Here is an 18,349-nt window from a genome sequence, read left to right as displayed (position 1 = left end):
CCGGAGTTGTTCGGGGCGGTCGGGCGAGGCCTTGCCACCGACCGCAGCGTCGTCGACTATCTGCCGATCAAGCTCGACATCGAGAATGTCAGCCGCTGCAATTTCCGCTGCACCATGTGCCAGGTCAGCGACTGGCACAAAGGCCAGCGCGCCGGCGACATGCCGCTCGAGAGTTTCAAGGCGCTGCTCGACCAGCAATACGGCCTGATCGAGATCAAGCTCCAGGGCATGGGCGAGCCGCTGATGCAGGGCGAAGGCTGATTTTCCGTCCGGTTCGGTATGTTTGTAGTGCGTCGTCTGGACGGCGCGAAGCGAAATCCCATATCCAAACCCTATTGTGCTGTATGTCGTCCGCGGTCTATGTGCTGCGGCAAAGCCGCCATTCATGGAGATACTATGCCAGCCCCAGGCCAAAGCCCTGAGCGGAGCGCGAAGGCGCTGCTGCTTGAAGGTGTTAACGACAGCGCCGTGGATCTGTTCAGGAGCGCGGGCTTCACCAATGTCGAGCGCCTCACCAAGGCGCTGGATGGCGAGGCGCTGCGCCAGGCGCTCAAGGGTGTGTCGCTGCTCGGCATCCGCTCCCGCACCCAGATCACCGACGAGGTGCTGGAAGCCGCCAACGGGCTGCTCGCGGTTGGGTGCTTCAGCGTCGGCACCAACCAAGTCGATCTGCTGGCAGCGCGCAAGCGCGGCATTCCCGTATTCAACGCACCGTTCTCCAACACGCGCAGCGTTGCCGAGCTCGTGATCGGCGAGATCGTGATGCTGCTGCGGCAGATTTTCCCGCGCTCGGTGTCGGCCCATGACGGTGGCTGGGACAAGTCCGCGGCCGGCAGCCGCGAGGTGCGGGGCCGTACGCTCGGCATCATCGGCTACGGCAATATCGGCTCGCAGCTCTCGACGCTCGCCGAAGCCATGGGCATGCGCGTGATCTACTACGATCGCACCGACAAGCTCCGCCACGGCAACACCGAGCCGGTCGAGAAGCTGGACGAACTGCTGGCGCAGAGCGACGTGGTCAGCCTGCATGTGCCGGAGACGCCCCAGACCGCCGGCATGATCGGCGAGAGGGAACTGCGGGCCATGAAGCCGGGCTCGTTCCTGATCAACAACAGCCGCGGCACGGTCGTCGATCTCGATGCGCTTGCGGGCGCGCTGCGTGACGGCCACATTGCGGGTGCCGCGATCGACGTGTTTCCGGTCGAGCCCTCGTCGAACTCGGAGCGCTTCAAGAGCCCGGTGCAGGGTCTCGGCAACGTCATCCTCACGCCGCATGTCGGTGGTTCGACCGAAGAGGCGCAGGAGCGCATTGGCGGCGAGGTGGCGCGCAAGCTGGTCGACTATTTCATCACGGGATCGACCATGGGCGCGGTGAATTTCCCGGAGGTGCAGCTGCACTTGCGTCCCTCCGGCGTACGCTTCAGCCACGTCCATCGCAACGTGCCGGGCATGCTGCGCCGGCTGAACGAGGCCTTCCTCCAGCGCGACATCAACATCGCCGCGCAATATCTGGAGACCGCCGGCGACCTCGGCTACGTCGTGCTCGATGCCGATCTCGGTGGCGAGGATTCGGGCGCGCTGCTGGCGCAGATCCGCGCGCTCGAAGGTACGATCGGCGCGCGGCTGGTGTTCGAGCACTAGACGGCTGCCACGTTCCGGTTGCATTTCGCGGCTACTGCTCTCTACACTGCTGTCGTCTTCGGCGTGGTACAAATCGCGTCGAATTTGATCTTCAGCCGCGTGAGTATCCGCCATGGAACGGGACGCCGTACTGATCGATCTCGCGCTTCAGGGCGGCGGTTCGCACGGCGCCTTCTCCTGGGGTGTGCTCGATCGCCTGCTGGAGGAAAACTGGCTCACCGTCGCCGCGATCTCCGGAACCTCCGCAGGTGCGATGAATGCGGCGGTGCTGGCGGATGGGTGGACGGCGGGTGGTGCCGAAGGCGCGCGTGATGCGCTCGAACGGTACTGGCGCCGCGTTTCGAAGGCTGCGGCCTTCAGCCCGCTGCAGCGCTCGCCGCTCGACCGGCTGATGGGGCGCTGGACGCTCGATACGTCGCCCTTCTACATCCTGACCGACCTGATGTCGCGGGTGCTGTCGCCCTACGATCTCAATCCGATGGGCTACAACCCGCTGCGCGCGGTGCTGGCCGAGAGCATCGATTTCGAGCGGCTCGCGCGCTCGCCGATCCAGCTCTTCGTCACCGCGACGCGGGTGCGCACCGGCCGCGGCCGCATCTTTCGCAACGCCGAGATCACGGCGGATGTCCTGCTGGCGTCGGCCTGCCTGCCGACCATGTTCCGCGCGATCGAGATCGATGGCGAGCCTTATTGGGACGGCGGCTATGCCGGCAACCCGACCATTACGCCGCTGGTGCGCGAGAGCGACGCGCACGACGCCATCCTCGTTCAGATCAATCCGACCGAACGGCTGGAGGAGCCGCGAACGGCCGCGGAGATTCTCAACCGTCTCAACGAGATTTCCTTCAATTCACCGCTGATGAAGGAGCTGCGGATGATCGCGCTGCTGCGGCAGGCGGCCGATCCCGGCAGCGGTGAGGGCGCGCGCTGGGCCAAGATGCGGACCCACCGGATCAAGAGCGACATGCTGGCGAAATTCGGCGCATCGTCGAAGCTCAACGCGGAATGGGAGTTCGTCTCGATGCTGCGCGCAGAGGGGCGCATGGCCGCGGATGCATTTCTCGTCGAGCACGGTGCCGACATAGGCCGGCGTTCGACTGCCGATCTCGATGTCCTCCTGGCGGAGTGCTGAGGCATGGGTCTTGTCGGCCTCCTCGTTGGGCTCGGCCTGCTCGTGCTATTTGCGTTTCGCGGCTGGAGCGTGCTCCTGCTCGCGCCATTCGCCGCGCTGGTGGCGGCGTTGTTCGGCGGCGAGCCGCTGCTTGCGAACCTGACCCAGGTTTTCATGGTCAATGCGGCAGGATTTCTGGCGCAGTTCTTTCCGATCTTCCTGCTCGGCGCCGTGTTCGGCAAGCTGATGGACGACAGCGGGGCGGTTACCTCGGTGGCCGCCTTCATGGCGAAACGTCTGGGCGAGCGCCGCGTGATCCTGGCCGTGGTGCTGGCCGGTGCGCTCGTCACCTATGGCGGCGTCAGCCTGTTCGTCGCGTTCTTCGTCATCGTGCCGATGGCCCGCTCGCTGTTTCGTGCGGCTGCAATTCCGCGCCGGCTGATTCCGGCCACGATCGTTCTGGGCACGTCGACCTTCACCATGTCGGCCCTGCCGGGCACGCCCTCGATCCAGAATGCGATCCCGATGCCATTCTTCGGCACGACGCCGTTTGCCGCGCCGGGCCTCGGGATCATCGCCTCTCTCATCATGCTCGGCACGGGATTGTGGTGGCTGCATCGCGCCGAAGCCAAGGCCCGGCGCGCCGGGGAGGGCTATGGTGACGATATCGAGGATACGACTGAGCGTGCCGCGTCCGACGAGCTCGTGCGCGAACGCGCGACGACGGCGCGCGAGTTCGATCCGGCCGAGATGAAGCACGGCCGCCGCAGCAGCGACCCCTCGCCAGTCGTGAGTGCCATCCTGCCGCTGGTCGTCGTTGTCGCCGTCAATCTCGTGATGTCGCTCGGCGTGCTGCCGCGCCTCGATGTCTCCTATCTCGCTGAACAGCGCTTTGGCGGTACGTCGCTCGCAGCGGTTGCGGGCGTGTGGTCGGTCGCAGTTGCCTTGACCGGCGCCATCGTCACGACCATCGTGCTGAACTGGGCGCGCCTGCCGGCGTTGCGGCAAACCATGGATGCCGGCGCCAATGCGTCGGTGCTGCCTGCATTCAGTGTCGCGAGCCTGGTCGGATTTGGCGCCGTCGTGGCCGCGCTGCCGGCATTCACGATCGTACGCGACTGGGTCCTTGCGATCGAAGGCGGCCCGCTGGTGTCGCTTGCGGTCGCGACCAACATCCTGGCGGCGCTGACCGGCTCGGCATCGGGCGGCCTGACCATTGCCCTTGATGCGCTCGGGGAGACCTATGTCGATCTCGCCGCACGCACCGGCATAGACGTTGCGCTGATGCATCGGGTCGCGGTGATCGGCTCCGGCACGCTTGACATCCTGCCGCACAACGGCGCCGTCGTTAGCCTGCTCGCGATCTGCGGCCTGACCCACCGCGACAGCTATTTCGACATCGTGATGGTGGGCATCGTGTCGTCGCTGCTGGCGCTGGTCGCCGCCATTGCGTTGGGTAGCGCCCTTGGATCTTTCTGAAGCGATTGACGCAGGCACGAAGGTTGCGTTGAATGCAGCCAACCGTCGGACGCAAAAACCGAGAAGGCCGGGTGGAAACGATGGCGCTGATGAAGGCGAGGCTGTGTGCATGGCTGTGCGCATGGCTGGTGGGGACGGCGGCGGCGCTGGGCGCGAGCGGCGCGTTCGCAGCGACGCTGGCGGAGGATGCGGACACGGTCTGCAAAGGTCTCGTTGGCGGCACCGATGCCGTCATGATCGACGCAGCGACGTTGCAGGCGCCGTCGCAACTCGCTGTTGCCGAGCGCGGACCGACGCCGGCGGGACGCATCACGCCGGCCAATCCCGTCTTCTGCAAGGTGCTCGGCCATATCGAGCCCGTTGATCCCAAGGCACCGCCGGTCAAATTCCAGGTCAATCTGCCCATCGAATGGAACGGACGCTCGGTGCAATATGGCGGCGGCGGTTTCAACGGCGTGCTGATCACCGGCCTCGGTTTGCCGCCGGCCTATCCCTTCGACAAGCCATCGCCGCTCGCACGCGGCTTCGTCACCTACGGCACCGATTCCGGTCATGAATCCAAGCCTGGTGAGCCGCCGCAGCTGTTTGCCTTGAATGACGAAGCGTTCGAGAATTTTGCCCACCGCGCCTACAAGAAGGTGCGCGACGCCGCGGTCGTGCTGATGCAGCGCGCCTACGGCAAGAAGCCGGACCGGATGTACTTCATGGGGTCGTCCGAAGGCGGCCGCGAAGGCCTGACCATGGCGCAGCGCTATCCCGACGATTTCGACGGAATCTTCGCGCGCGTCCCCGTCATCAACTGGGTCGGCTTGCAGCATGCCGGCACCCGCTCCGGTCTCGTCACCATGGGCGAGGGCTGGATCAATCCGGCACAGGTCAAGCTCGTGGGCGATGCGGTGCGAGCGGCCTGCGACAAGGCGGACGGATCCGACGACGCGCTGGTGCAGGACCCCGTGGGCTGCAAGGCGGCGTTCAAGGTCGAGACATTGCGTTGCGCCGACGGCAGGAGCGGCGATCAGTGCCTGACCTCGGCGCAGATCAAGGCCGTCGATACGCTGCATGCCACCTACAAATTCCCGTTCACGCTCGCCAATGGTCTCGACGACTATCCGGGCTGGGGTGTCTCGGGCGAGGACACGCCGGCGATCGGGCCGACCGGCGGCTGGGTGGCGTGGTGGCTCGGCACCGCGCCGCCGGCGCAACCGCCTGCAGCCAACAACGGCATTGCCTGGATCTATGGGGCCGGCGGCATTCGATATGTGTTCGCACGCGATCCCAAGCTCGACGTCACCACCTACAAGGTGGAAGACCACAAGGCGCGGCTGCTCGAAGTCTCGAGCCTGATGGATTCGACCGATCCTGATCTCGGCCGCTTCCGCGCCCGCAGCGGCCGGCTGATCATGCTCGAGCACATGGCGGACTATGCGCAGAGCCCCTATGCCGGCATCCGCTATTTCGAGAGCGTCGAGCGCAAGCTCGGCAAGGCCGAGACGGCGGAGTTCGCGCGGCTCTACACCGCACCGGGCGTCGACCATGTCGGCTCCGGCGCGCCGGCCAACGTCGACATGCTGAGTGCGCTGGTCGACTGGGTCGAGAAGGGCACGGCGCCGGGCGACTTGGAAGTCAGCGAGCAGAAGGTCGAAGCACCTTCGTTCGCGACGCTCCGCGCGATGCCGCTGTGCCGCTGGCCGGCTTGGCCGCACTACAAGTCCGGCCCTGTGACGGCGGCAGCGAGTTTCGCTTGCGCGCCGTAGGCGCAATGCGAACAGAGCATCGTGGCGGTGGATTTACCCCGCCGCCATGGCCTGTGCGCCGCCGAGCAATCGCGCGTTGAGCCGGCCGCCGGAGAACAGCATGTCGTCGAGCGCCTCGTCGATATCGGCTGACGTCACGGAGTTGCCGCCATCGCGCGCGAGGCTCGCCTGCGCCAGCCGCCGCATCAATTCCTTGATGAAAGCGCAACTCGTGCCCGCGCTGCGACGGGCCGCCTCAGTGATGACCGCGTCGTCGAGCGGCAATCCCTTGCCGTAGAGCCGGACCAGCTTGCCGCGGCCGGTCTCGTCGGGGAGCGGCACTTCGATCGCCTGATCGATGCGACCCGGGCGGCCGGCGAGGGCGCTCTCAAGCTGCTGGGGGCGGTTGGTGGTCAGCACGAACAGAATCTCAGCGTCCTGCTTCAAGCCGTCCATCTCGTTGAGGAGCCGGTTGAGTAGCGGTTCCTCGCAGCCGCTCATGCTCTCGCGTTGCCGTGCGATCAGATCGACGTCTTCGATCACCACCATGGCGGGCTGCAAGAGGCGGGCAAGGTTCATATAGGCGCCGAGCAGGCCGATTTGCTCGGCCGTGATGATCAGCGTTGTATGCCCCGGCAGATGGGTCGCAAGATAGCGAATGGTGTGTGTCTTGCCGGTGCCGGGCGGTCCGTAGAGCAAAATTCCCTTGCGGGTCGACTGCCCGAACCGGCGCAGCATGTCTCGTGTCCCTACGAAGTTCAACACGTTGCGATCGAGTAGTCGCAACGTCTGGTCGGGCAGGATCACCTCGTCACGCCTGATCGAGGGAAGTCTGTGCACCGTGATTCCGCGTGAGCGGCCGCGGTAGTCGGAATCGGCATCGAGCGAGAGGATTTTGCCGCGATAGGTGCGCGCGGCCTGTACTGCGTCCTCCAGTGCGGTGAAGCATTGTTGGACAAGTGCCGCTCCCGCCGCCCCGGCCGGCACCATAATCTCGATCCGCACGCCGGTCTCACGGCTATATTCCCGATGAATGGCCAGAAGCATCGCATAGCGAAGGCCGGACGAAGCGCAAAGCCAGAGACCATTGTCGAGGCACTTGGCCGGTGTCTGTTCGCCGATATCAACGTCGTTGTACTGAAGTGGTGCGATTGTCACCGCGAAATTATCGGTCTGCATCAGTCGGGACATGGACAGCGTTTCGTAACGACGATCCTCGGCGAGGCCGAGCAACCGGACCGGCGAGGCGAATAGTCCGTCGATGGCGGCCTGGACGTCCGCTCGCATGTGGCCGGGAAATTGGCGGACCGTGGTTACAAGCTGACTCCGCGGGATGTCGGCGAAATGCCAATCCAGGACACCGAACGCATAGTTGAACTCTTCCGCGGGCAGTTGCTGCGATGCGGTTGCTGCCGCGAGCACGCAATCGGCGCATAGCCAGACTGTGCGGTCCATCAACTGCACTTCCGATTGCGCTGTCGGCTGGTCGCAAAGTCCGCAGCAGGGCTTCGCCGTTTCCCTCGTGATCAGGAGAGAGTGGCCGGCGAAGGTGATACGCCGCCGGGCAGATTCCAGTAAGGCGTCTGCGACGGATGGTGGGTAAGGGCCACAGACAGCGGTCGCGTGCTTCCCGATGTTAGCCATGACCGAGGCTGCCTCGCTCTCCGACTTGCCAAAGACACGGCGCATCAGGTCGATGATGAACTCGCGCGGAACATCTTCGTCGTCGTGCAGCACGAGTTGAACCGGCACGATTTCGGCCTGAGTGTCGCTCATGAAACGCCCTTTTGCGCAACTTATAATTGATAAGAACAAATAGGGAACATAAAAAGAGGCGGCCGTCAAGCATGACGGCCGCGATTAATTGCAATCGATGGGCGAGGTCCTAGTGGGCCGGTCCGCCGGCCGCCTTCACGCGCCGCGCCAGCAGCACCGCGATCGCGGCGATCACGAGCACGATGCCGATCACAGCAAACGCGTCGGAATAACCCATCACCAGCGCCTGGCGCTTCACTGTCTTGCCGAGCGCGACGATGGCCTGCTCGCGGGCGGCGTTGGGGTCGGGCACGCCATGGGCCATGAAGTAATCGGTCATCTGCGCGATGCGGGTGCGGACCTCTTCACGGCCGAGCGTGACCGACTGGCCGATGATGTTGGAGTGGAACTGCTCGCGCTTGGTGATGATGGTTGCAAGCGTCGCCGTGCCGATCGCGCCGCCGAGATTGCGGAACATGTTGCTGATGCCGGAGGCCGCGGCGGCGTCCTGCGGCGCGATGCCGCCCGTCAGCACCGACGTCAGCGGCGTCAGCACCATAGCCTGGCCCACGGCGCGCACGATGTTCGGAATCCAGAGCTGGTCGCCGGCATAGTCCGGCGACATGGCGGTATTCATGAAGCAGCTATAGGCGAAGATCAGAAGGCCGGTGATGGCGATGTAGCGCGTGTCGAAGCGCTGCATCAGTTTCGGGATCAGCGGGATCAGCACGAGCTGCGGCAGGCCGGTCCAGGCCAGCACGTTGCCGATCTGCTCGGCATTATAGCCCTGCGCCTGGCCGAGATAGGCCGGCAGGATATAGACCGAGCCGAAGAGGGCGAAGCCGACCATCGTCATCGCGATGGTGCCGAAGCCGAAATTGCGCTGCGTCAGGAGGCGCAGCCGGATCAGCGGCTTCTCGATGGTGAGCTCGATCGTGACGAACAGTGTGAGGCTGACGGCGGCGATGATCGCGAGCTTGACGATGAAGGGCGAGGAGAACCAGTCGTCCTTGTTGCCTTCCTCGAGCACGGCCTGCAGGGCCGACAGACCGATCGCCATGGTGACGATGCCGGCCCAGTCGCCTTCCCTGAGAAGGCTAAGCTGCATCTTCTGCCGCTCCAGCGTCAAGTAAAGTGCAGCGACCATCACGGCGGTCGGGATCACATTGACGAAGAAGATGGTGCGCCAGCCGTAGTTTTCGGTGAGATAGCCACCGATGGTCGGGCCGATCGCGGGTGCAAAGGTGACGGACAGCGCGAAGATCGCAAGCCCAACCGGCTGTTGTGGTTTCGGCAGCTTGGTCAACACCAGCGTGAACGCCATCGGGATCAGGACGCCGCCGGCAAAGCCCTGCAGGCCGCGCATCGCGATCATCGACGGCAGATCGTGAGTGAAGGCGCAGGCGACCGAGAACGCCGCGAACAGCGTCGCGCTCGCCAGCATGTAGCGGCGGAACGTGAACACGCGGCTCATATAGTCGGTCAGCGGAATCACGATGATCTCGCCGATCAGGTACGACGTCGAGATCCAGGAGCCGTTGTCGGCGCCGGTGCCGATGCCGCCCTCGATATTGGCCAGCGAGGCGTTGGTGATCTGGATGTTCAGGATCGCCATGAACGAACCGATCATGGCGGCGAGCACGGCAATCCAGGTTGCGGCGCTCGCGCGGTTGGGATCGACGGCGACGCGATTAGACGTCGCGGCCGATGTTGCGGGCGTCGAAAGTGAGAGGCTGTTTGACATGGCACGATCCTCCGGAAACGAGCTTTGCCTTTGCTGCTGTCTTGGGCGTGTCGGCCGCATTCGCGGTCGGCGCGGTCGAACGTGTTGCAATGGTCGGGATCACGGACATGCCGGGACGGAGCGCGATGGCGGGTCCATGTTCGGCATCGAGCGCGATCTTGACGGGGATGCGCTGCACCACCTTGGTGAAATTGCCGGTGGCGTTGTCCGGCGGCAGCAGCGCGAATTCCTGGCCGCTGGCCGGCGCGATGGAATCGACGTGGCCGTGCACGACCTGGCCCGGGAACATGTCGACCTCGATATCGACGGCCTGGCCGGACTTCACGTGGGTGAGCTGCGTTTCCTTGAAATTGGCGACGACATAAGCGCCCTCGGCCGGCACGATCGACATCAACTGCGTGCCCGCCTGCACGAACTGGCCGACGCGCAAAGAACGGTTTCCCACCACGCCGTCGATCGGCGAGACCACATTGGTGTAGCCGAGGTTCAGCTCGGCCTGGTGCTGCACGGCTTCCGCGCGCGCGGCGGCGGCCTTGGCCTGAATAATCTCGGCCTTGAGCAGGTCGACCTGCTTGAGGGCCGATGCGAGATTGGCGGTGTCGCGTTCGAGCGTCGCCTGGGCTGACGCGATGCGTGACTGCGCCTGCTGCGCGTTTTGCACGCTGCCGGAGCCCGTCGCGGCGAGATCGGTGTAGCGCTTGTTGTCCTGGGCGGCGAAGGTGAGGTTGGCCTGATCGACGTCGAGCGTGGCGCGCGCGGCCTTGATCACCGCCTGCTGCACCTCGATCTGCGCTTCCTTGCTGGAGATGGTGGCATTCGCTGCCAACACATCGGCCTTGGCCTGGTCGAGCGCGACCTTGAAGTCGCGATCGTCGATCCTGGCCAGCACCTGGCCGGCCTTCACATGCTCGTTATCGGCGACCAGGACCCCATTGAGATAGCCGCTGACCTTCGGCGCGATGGTGGTGTTGTCGGCCTTCACATAGGCGTCATCGGTCGAGACGAGGTACTGGCCGACGGTCCAGTAATCGTAGCCGTACCAGCTCGCGCCGGCGAGGGCGACGATCGCGGCCCCCATCAGCAACAATTTGCGAACATTGAGCTTTTTACGGACGGCGCCGGCTGGTGCGCCAGGCAGGATGCCCTCCAGGGCGGAAGCGGGAAGGGCAGTTTGGGCGGCAACGGATGGGGTGGTGTGCACGGTCATGGCCGGATCCCTGAATTAGGAAACTTGACGATTTCCAAAATGAGACTAGCTTTGGAATTGTCAATGGAATGACAGTCATCATGTAAAGACATGGCTCAGGCAAAATCGGAAAGCGAATGCCGTCCGCGCGGACGCCCGCCGGTGCGCAGCGACGAGGAGACGACGAGAATCGTCCTCGAAGCCGCACGGCATGCGTTCGCCGTCGAAGGCTATGCCGCGACCAGCACCGAAGAGCTGGCGCGCCGCGCCGGCATCTCGACCAAGACGCTCTATCGCCTGTTTCCGGGCAAAGCCGCGCTGTTCGAGGCGATGTGCGCGGACAGGCTCGAGCGGCTGCTCTCTGCCGTCGATCTTCAGGGCAGCGATGACGTCGATATCGAAACGGGCTTACGCGCCGCGCTGATGGCCTGCGCCGATCTCGCGCTCGATCCGGAAGTCGTGGCGTTGCAACGCATGGTGCTGCAGCAATCCGCCACATTTCCCGAGCTCGCTGCAAACTTCTACACGAACGGCATTGCCCGCACTGCCAAGGCACTTGCCGGCTGGCTGCGCCTTCAGGTCAAGCGCAAGCGCATCGTCATCGACGATGTCGAGGACGTGGCTGGCATGCTGATCGGCATGGTCGCATCGGCGCCGCAGCGCGCCGCGATCTATGGCGGCGCACCTCTGCCGTCACGCAAGCAGGTCGAACGTCGCGTGCAGATCTGCGCGGCGCTGTTCCTCGACGGCTGCCGCGCCAAATCGTCCTAGCGGCTTCCTTTGACAATCCGATCCGTGTCGACTATGTATTTCGCATGCGAAATAAAGCGGCCGAAGCGCGGCATCATCGGCTGATCTATCTGCTGAACGTCGCGCAACGGCGCTTGCAGCGCTGGATGGCGTCGCAGCCCTCGAGCGAAGTGACGCCGGCACAGGCGGGGCTGCTGTTCATCCTCGGCAAGCAGGATGGCGTCCTGATGGGCGAAGCGGGCGCGGCGCTCGATATGGGGCCGGCCGGCATTTCCGGCCTGGTCGATCGCAGCGCCGCGGCGAGACTGGTCGAGCGGCGGGCCGATCGCGAGGACGGCCGGGCCTGGCGGGTGTGGCTGACGTCGAAGGGCCGTACCGTGCTGGCGCAGGCGAAGACCGACGCGGCCGCGGTCAACACGGCTTTGACGGAAGGATTTACCAGCGCGGAGATCGACATCGTCGCGCGCTGGCTGACGAGCATTCAGGACAAGTTTCCAAGGGATCTCACAAGAGACTCAGAGGAATAACAGGAGAGACCCATGACCGAGCATGTGCGAGTTGAGAACAGCAACGGAATTCTCACGATCACTCTGGCGCGCCCCGACAAGAAGAACGCGCTGACGGATGCGATGTATGCCAAGCTCGCCGACACCATCGAATCCGCCGAGTTCGATCCGTTCGCGCGCGTGCTGCTGATCCGCGGCGAGGGTGACATGTTCACCGCCGGCAATGACGTCGGCGAGTTTGCGGCCGTGGCGAACGGCAAGTCCGAAGGCAGCCGCAATGTCGGCCGTTTCATCCAGTCGCTGGCGCGTTGCACCCGCCCGCTGGTCGCGGCCGTGCAGGGGCGCGCCGTCGGCGTCGGCACCACGATGCTCTTGCATTGCGATCTCGTCGTGCTCGCCGACAACACCCAATTGTCGACGCCCTTCGTCAGCCTTGCGCTGGTGCCGGAGGCCGCCTCCAGCCTGCTGATGCCGGCGCGCATCGGCTATGCCCGTGCCTATGAGATGTTTGCGCTCGGCGAGACCGTACCCGCCAGGGCCGCGCTGGAATGGGGCCTGGTCAACCGCGTGGTGCCGCTCGACAAGCTCGACGCCGAGGCGCTCGCGCTCGCCCAGCGTCTGGCCCGACAGCCGGCCGGCGCGCTCACCGCAACCAAGAAGCTGATGCGCAACGGCGAGGCGCTGGTCGCGCAGATGCAGGCCGAGGGCGAGCAGTTCGCGCAACGCCTGCGCACCGCGGAGGCACGCGAGGCGTTCACGGCGTTCGCCGAGCGACGCCCGCCGGATTTCACGAAGGTTTCGTGACGCCTAGGCCTGCCCAGAGGTTTGGCAAACCGGCATTCCCGGCATTTGACTAAAACCTTAACGGAACATTGGCATTCGCGGTGCAAGGTGGCCTCTCGTGAAGAGTAGGCCCCTGACCCTATGGCAATGTTTAAGAAATCGGTAAGTTCGCTTCTCCTGGTGTTGATGGCCTTGCTGGCAGCCGGTGCGCTCGCCAGCACGGCGATCCAGATGGTCGGGGCCTTCGGCCGCTACAGCAACAGTCTCGAGACCGCGCGGCTTGCCGCGGCCGACAAGGCGATCTTCCATGGCGTGCTATCCTTGCGCAACAATCGCGGCGACGCCCAGAGCGCCATCCTCGGCGAGGACGATCCGCGTGCCAAGCTGGGCGAAGCCGAGAAGGCCGAGCAAGGCGGCTATGAAGGAATCAGCACCGCGCTCGCCACTGTCGATTTCGCCCGCCGCGACGAGCTTGCGAGCACGCTGAAGCAGCGCTGGGGCGAGGCCGCACCGCAATTCCAGCTGTTCTACGATGAGGCCAAGCGTCCGCGCGCCGAGCGCAAGATCGAGCGGACCAACTCCTGGTACGATGCCGTCACCAAGGTGATCGACACCGCGAACCTCGCCTCCACCGCGGTATCGAACCGCGCCTGGAAGGACGATCCCTTTATCGCCCGCATGATCCAGGTCCGCCGTCTCGCCTGGCAGGTGCGCGACCGCTATGGGATCCATTGTTCGGCACTGCGCTCGAACGTCAACGGCAGCAAGCCACTCGACGACACCCAGAAGCGTTCACTGGCGCAGTGGGACGGAACCATCGCCTCCGGCTGGTCCGGCATGGGCGAACTGCTGGCTGCGCCCGACGTGACGGCGGAATTGGTCACCGCAGCGAAGGACGCGCAGGCCAAGACCGACGGTGTCCTCAAGCAGATCAACGAGTTCACCAGGAATTTTGACGGCAGCGGCAAGCCGGCGATGCCTGCGTCCGAATGGAATACGCTGTGCCAGTCGCCGTTCCCCCTGATCGTCGCGGTCGCGACCAAGGCGCTCGACCAGTCGATCGCGCGGGCGGAGACGGTGCAGGCGAAGGCGCTGACCAATCTCGTGATCCAGTCGCTCGCGTTCCTGATCGCGCTCGCCGTAACCCTGACCGGCGTCTATGTCGTGCGCAATCGCCTGATGCGTCCGGTGCGGTCCATCCTGGATGCCATCGCGCGCATCAGCGCCCGCGACTACGCAACGCAGGTTCCGCAATCCCGCTATCCCGACGAGTTCGGCACCATGGCCGCTGCCCTCGAAAGCTTGCGCGAGAGCGCGGCGACCGCGGAACGTCTGGGCCAGGAGCGCGAATCGCAGCAGGCGCTGCAACTCGCCCGCTCCGGTACCGTCGACGACGCGTGCCGTAGTTTCGACGACACCGTGCAGGCGGTGATTCACAGCGTTGCCGCGTCGGCCAGGGAGCTCGATGCTACCGCGACCGATGTGCGCACGCTGGTCTCGGAATCGAGCAGCCAGACGGCTGCGGTCTCCTCCGCCGCCGAGCAGGCCACCAACAATCTCGAAAGCATTGCGGCTGCGACCGAGGAGCTTTCGGCTTCCGTCGGTGAAATCTCCGCGCAGGTGCAGTCCAGCGCACGCGATGCGCGCGAAGCGGTGTCGCAGGTCGAGCAGACCAACGCCACCGTCGAGATTCTCGACCAGACCGCGGGCCGCATCAGCGAAGTCGTGAAGATGATCCACGCCATCGCCGGCCAGACCAATCTGCTCGCTTTGAATGCGACCATCGAGGCGGCCCGCGCCGGCGAAGCCGGCCGCGGCTTCGCGGTGGTTGCCGGCGAGGTCAAGAGCCTCGCGGCCCAAACCGCGACCGCGACCGAGGAAATCTCGCGCCAGGTCGAGGAAATTCAGGGTGCGACCGGGCAGGCGGTCGCCGCCATCCGCTCGATCGGCGGTGCCATCAGCGGCATCGACGAGAAGATGACCGCGATCGCGGCTGCCGTCGAACAGCAGCGCGCGGCCACCACCGAGATATCGCGCAACTTCCAGCATGCCGCCCAGGGCACCCGCGAGGTCACCGATACCATCGGCAGCGTCGCCAAGCTCAACCAGGAGACTGGCAACGCCGGCACGGTGCTGTCCCAGTCCGTGAGCAAGATGTCGGCCGACGCCGACCGCCTCCGCGTCGCGGTCGAGGGCTTCCTTGGCGCGGTGAAGACCGCGTAAGTTTCATTCCCTGTTCAACGGCGCGCGGATCGGCATTGCCGCGCGTGCCTGCGCCCTGTAAATGGTAGCGGTACCACGCTCTAACATGCCTCGCCGGCGCATCAAAACTAACGGCAGGACGACAGGGAGATAATTTCGATGCCGGTCACCCCACACAAGGCCCAGCGCCCCTATCGCGGCGTGTTCCCGGTCGCGCCTACCATCTTCGATGAGCGCGGTGAGCTCGACCTGGACGGTCAGCGCCGGTGCATCGATTTCATGATCGATGCTGGCTCGCACGGCATCTGCATCCTCGCCAATTTCTCCGAGCAATTCGTGCTGACCGATGCCGAGCGCGAGACCGTGATGCATGCGGTGCTGGAGCAGGTCGCGGGCCGCGTGCCCGTAATCGTCACCACCACCCATTTCAGCTCGGCCGTGTGCGCGGCACGGAGCCAGCAGGCCGAGGCCGCTGGAGCTGCGATGGTGATGGTGATGCCGCCCTATCACGGCGCGACCTTCCGGGTGCCTGAAAAAGGCGTCGTCGAATTCTTTAGGGTGCTTTCGGGGGCGATCAACATCCCGATCATGATCCAGGATGCGCCGGTGGCTGGTACGCCGTTGTCGGTCGAGTTGTTGGCGCGGCTGGCGCGTGACTTCGCCAACATCCGCTATTTCAAGATCGAGGTGGCAGGCGCGGCGTCAAAACTCCGCAGCCTGATCGAGGCGGGCGGCAAGGATATCGAGGGTCCCTGGGATGGTGAGGAGGCGATCACGCTGCTCGCCGATCTCGATGCGGGCGCGACCGGCGCCATGACCGGCGGCGGCTATCCCGACGGCATTCGCCAGATCATCGATCCCTATTTTGCCGGCAAGCGCGAGGAGGCGAAGGCCGCCTATGAACGCTGGCTGCCGCTGATCAACTACGAGAACCGCCAATGCGGCCTGATCGCCTGCAAGGCGATGATGCAGGCCGGCGGTGTGATCAAATCGGACGCTGTGCGCCATCCGCTGCAGCCGCTGCATCCTGCGACGCGGGCCGGGTTGCTGGAATTGGCCAAGGAGCGTGACGCGCTGGCGCTGCGCTGGGGGAAATAACGCCAAACACTCCGTCGTCGTCCCGGCCCCCGCGCGCGATTGCGCACCAGGCCGGGACGACCCCGAGTAAGACGCGCGAGTGTTCCGCCTAGTCCCGCCAGCCCCATTTCGGCTGGAGGCGTCGAATTGGCGCGCTTCGGGCAGTTTCGCGGGGCGGCGCGATGACGTATTGTGCGCTGGCCAGCCAAGGCTGAAGAGACTTCAAGACGTCACGCAACAGCTCTTCATTATGCCGTGTCCCGAGCAGGTTGGCGCAAGCCGCGCAAACAGGGAGGCAGTGCCATGACAATGAGGCCGGATCCCACCTTCCACGCATCGCCCAAACTCGCGATGGAAGCTCCGCCGGAGACCTTTGCCTATACGTTGCTGCTCAGTCCGGATTTTTCAAAGCCGGATGTGCTCGCGGTCATCGACGTCAAGCCGGGATCGCCGACCTATAGCCAGATCGTCCACACCGTAACGATGCCGAACAAGGGCGACGAGTTTCATCACTTCGGCTGGAATGCTTGCTCGTCCGCATTGTCTCCGCTCGCCGGACACGCCTTCATCGAGCGGCGCTATCTTATCATCCCGGGACTGCGGTCGTCGCGCATCTACATCATCGACACCAAGCCCGATCCGACCAAAGCCAGGATTCACAAGATCATCGAGCCGGAGGAAGTCTTCAAGAAAACCGGCTACTCGCGGCCGCACACCATCCATTGCGGGCCGGACGGCATTTACGTCAGCACGCTGGGCGGTGGCGGCAAGGATGGCACGAGCGGGCCTCCGGGCATCTTCATAATGGATTGCGAGACGTTCGAGGTTCTCGGACGTTGGGAGATCGATCGCGGTCCGCAGACGCGGCACTATGATTTCTGGTGGAACTTGCCGCGCGACTACATGGTGACGAGCGAATGGGCGCTGCCGCCGCAGTTCGAGAACGGGATCGTCCCCGAAGATCTCCTGTCGAACAAATACGGCCACCGGCTCCACTTCTGGGATCTCCGGGCCCGGCGCAACGTTCAAACCATCGACCTCGGCGCCAACCATCAGATGGCGCTGGAGGTGCGACCCGCACACGATCCGGTGCGCGAATACGGTTTCGTCGGCGTGGTGGTCGACACCACCAATCTCGAAGCCTCGATCTGGACCTGGTGGCGCGACGGCGGAAAATTCCATGCGGAGAAGACGGCGACGATCCCTCCCGAACCCGCGCCAAAGGAGGAGCTCCCGCCGCTGCTGCAGGGATTTGGCGCCGTGCCGCCGCTGGTGACCGACATCGACCTGTCGATGGATGACCGGTTTCTCTATGTCTCGTGCTGGGGCACGGGTGAAATGCGCCAGTACGATGTGAGTGATCCGCGAAAGCCGAAGCTTGCGGGCTCCGTCTACATCGGCGGTATCGCGCGCCGAACTCCCCATCCGAACGGGAAGGCATTTGCGGCAGGTCCGCAGATGGTCGAGATCAGCCGCGATGGCAGGCGCGTGTACTGGACCAATTCCCTCTATTCCACCTGGGACGACCAGTTCTATCCCGATGGGGTTCCGGGCGTGGAGGTCATGGCCAATGTCGGTCGCAACGGTGGCATCGAGCTCGACAAGGACTATTTCGTGAGCTTCCCCGACGGATATCGCGCGCACCAGATCAGGCTCGAGGGCGGCGATTGTTCGACGGACTCCTTTTGTTACCCGTCGGTCTAGACGGGGGGCTCGGGAGCCCGGCGCTTGGCTGGCTCTGGCTCGCTCTTGTTGCGAGTGGTCTCTACCACGGGGGCAATCCGGGAATGGGATGGCCGCTCGCCGTTTCGGCCGGGCTCATGGACAAGAGCCCACGCGCGCTGTTCCGTGCGTTGTGGGCTCTGTCGGCCGGGCATCTCCTGGCAACACTTCTCGTGCTGCTGCCATTCGCGTTCCTGCTCGTACTGGCCGAGTGGCAGCGTTTGATCCAGCTGGGCGCGAGCCTTCTCGTCATCGGCTTCGGCGTCTATCGGCTGATCGCGCGGCGCCATCCCCGCGCGCTGGCACGAATTGCGCCAACGCAATTGGCGCTCTGGTCATTTGCCGTTGCCATTGCTCACGGCGCCGCCCTGATGCTCGTACCGATCTATCTCGGGCTCTGCCAGGCCTTCGAGCTCGATGCCGGCCATGAGGCGGCGGGTGCGCTGATGAAGGCAAGTCTCGGGATGGCGGTGCTGGTGTCCTTGGTGCACGTTACCGCCATGATCGGCGCCGGCGGATGTCTGGCCTGGCTGGTCTACCGCCATCTGGGATTGAGGTTCGTCTCGCGAAGCTGGTTCAATCTGGATGCAGTCTGGGCGGCCAGCCTCGTTCTGGTTGGCGCGGTGGCGCTCGCCTTCAATCTTGCGAGCTGGCGCTGAA

The 18,349-nt window shown here is 64.7% G+C and carries 15 protein-coding genes; 12 read left to right on the top strand and 3 right to left on the bottom strand.

The window, feature by feature from the left end:
- Positions 1-6: 6 nt before the first annotated feature.
- From YUA_RS0109055 to YUA_RS0109035, 5 genes are all read left to right on the top strand, one after another.
- The gene (locus YUA_RS0109055) at positions 7-261 is read left to right on the top strand and encodes a radical SAM protein (protein ID WP_027530396.1); all 255 of its coding nucleotides are present in this window, start codon (positions 7-9) and stop codon (positions 259-261) included.
- A 135-nt stretch (positions 262-396) separates the two neighbouring features.
- Positions 397-1,641, top strand: a complete 1,245-nt coding sequence (gene serA / locus YUA_RS0109050; protein WP_027530395.1) for a phosphoglycerate dehydrogenase — start codon at positions 397-399, stop codon at positions 1,639-1,641.
- A gap of 112 nt (positions 1,642-1,753) precedes the next feature.
- A complete protein-coding gene (locus YUA_RS0109045; protein WP_027530394.1) occupies positions 1,754-2,773 on the top strand; it encodes a patatin-like phospholipase family protein in 1,020 nt (339 codons plus the stop codon).
- A 3-nt stretch (positions 2,774-2,776) separates the two neighbouring features.
- A complete protein-coding gene (locus tag YUA_RS0109040; RefSeq protein WP_027530393.1) occupies positions 2,777-4,231 on the top strand; it encodes a GntP family permease in 1,455 nt (484 codons plus the stop codon).
- 89 nt (positions 4,232-4,320) lie between these two features.
- On the top strand, positions 4,321-5,985 hold the full coding sequence (locus tag YUA_RS0109035) for a tannase/feruloyl esterase family alpha/beta hydrolase (RefSeq protein ID WP_035970739.1): 1,665 nt from the start codon (positions 4,321-4,323) through the stop codon (positions 5,983-5,985).
- 33 nt (positions 5,986-6,018) lie between these two features.
- Here the strand turns inward: YUA_RS0109035 and YUA_RS0109030 are convergent, their stop codons facing one another.
- The 3 genes from YUA_RS0109030 to YUA_RS0109020 form a co-directional block, all read right to left on the bottom strand.
- Positions 6,019-7,740, bottom strand: a complete 1,722-nt coding sequence (locus tag YUA_RS0109030; protein WP_027530391.1) for an ATP-dependent Clp protease adaptor ClpS — start codon at positions 7,738-7,740, stop codon at positions 6,019-6,021.
- Positions 7,741-7,849: 109 nt separating this feature from the next.
- A complete protein-coding gene (locus YUA_RS0109025; RefSeq protein WP_027530390.1) occupies positions 7,850-9,463 on the bottom strand; it encodes an MDR family MFS transporter in 1,614 nt (537 codons plus the stop codon).
- Positions 9,411-10,670, bottom strand: a complete 1,260-nt coding sequence (locus tag YUA_RS0109020) for an HlyD family secretion protein (protein WP_027530389.1) — start codon at positions 10,668-10,670, stop codon at positions 9,411-9,413. The genes YUA_RS0109025 and YUA_RS0109020 overlap by 53 nt, the downstream gene beginning before the upstream one ends.
- A gap of 90 nt (positions 10,671-10,760) precedes the next feature.
- On the opposite strand from YUA_RS0109020, the gene YUA_RS0109015 reads away from it, so the two are divergent.
- The 7 genes from YUA_RS0109015 (at position 10,761) to YUA_RS0108985 (ending at position 18,348) form a co-directional block, all read left to right on the top strand.
- A complete protein-coding gene (locus tag YUA_RS0109015; RefSeq protein WP_027530388.1) occupies positions 10,761-11,420 on the top strand; it encodes a TetR/AcrR family transcriptional regulator in 660 nt (219 codons plus the stop codon).
- A 44-nt stretch (positions 11,421-11,464) separates the two neighbouring features.
- Positions 11,465-11,926 carry a MarR family winged helix-turn-helix transcriptional regulator gene (locus YUA_RS0109010; RefSeq protein WP_027530387.1) on the top strand — a complete coding sequence of 154 codons (462 nt, stop codon included), beginning with the start codon at positions 11,465-11,467 and terminating at the stop codon, positions 11,924-11,926.
- A 12-nt stretch (positions 11,927-11,938) separates the two neighbouring features.
- The gene (locus YUA_RS0109005; protein WP_027530386.1) at positions 11,939-12,709 is read left to right on the top strand and encodes an enoyl-CoA hydratase; all 771 of its coding nucleotides are present in this window, start codon (positions 11,939-11,941) and stop codon (positions 12,707-12,709) included.
- A 120-nt stretch (positions 12,710-12,829) separates the two neighbouring features.
- Complete coding sequence (locus YUA_RS0109000) at positions 12,830-14,911, top strand: methyl-accepting chemotaxis protein (protein WP_027530385.1); 2,082 nt, start codon at positions 12,830-12,832, stop codon at positions 14,909-14,911.
- Positions 14,912-15,049: 138 nt separating this feature from the next.
- The gene (locus YUA_RS0108995) at positions 15,050-15,988 is read left to right on the top strand and encodes a dihydrodipicolinate synthase family protein (RefSeq protein ID WP_027530384.1); all 939 of its coding nucleotides are present in this window, start codon (positions 15,050-15,052) and stop codon (positions 15,986-15,988) included.
- Between the two features lie 282 nt (positions 15,989-16,270).
- The gene (locus tag YUA_RS0108990) at positions 16,271-17,671 is read left to right on the top strand and encodes a selenium-binding protein SBP56-related protein (RefSeq protein WP_027530383.1); all 1,401 of its coding nucleotides are present in this window, start codon (positions 16,271-16,273) and stop codon (positions 17,669-17,671) included.
- A gap of 83 nt (positions 17,672-17,754) precedes the next feature.
- On the top strand, positions 17,755-18,348 hold the full coding sequence (locus YUA_RS0108985; RefSeq protein ID WP_035970686.1) for a hypothetical protein: 594 nt from the start codon (positions 17,755-17,757) through the stop codon (positions 18,346-18,348).
- The last annotated feature ends 1 nt before the right edge of the window (position 18,349 follow it).

The organism is Bradyrhizobium sp. WSM3983 (genome assembly GCF_000473045.1).
Taxonomy (GTDB): domain Bacteria; phylum Pseudomonadota; class Alphaproteobacteria; order Rhizobiales; family Xanthobacteraceae; genus Bradyrhizobium.
This window is presented reverse-complemented; position numbering and strand designations above follow the sequence as displayed.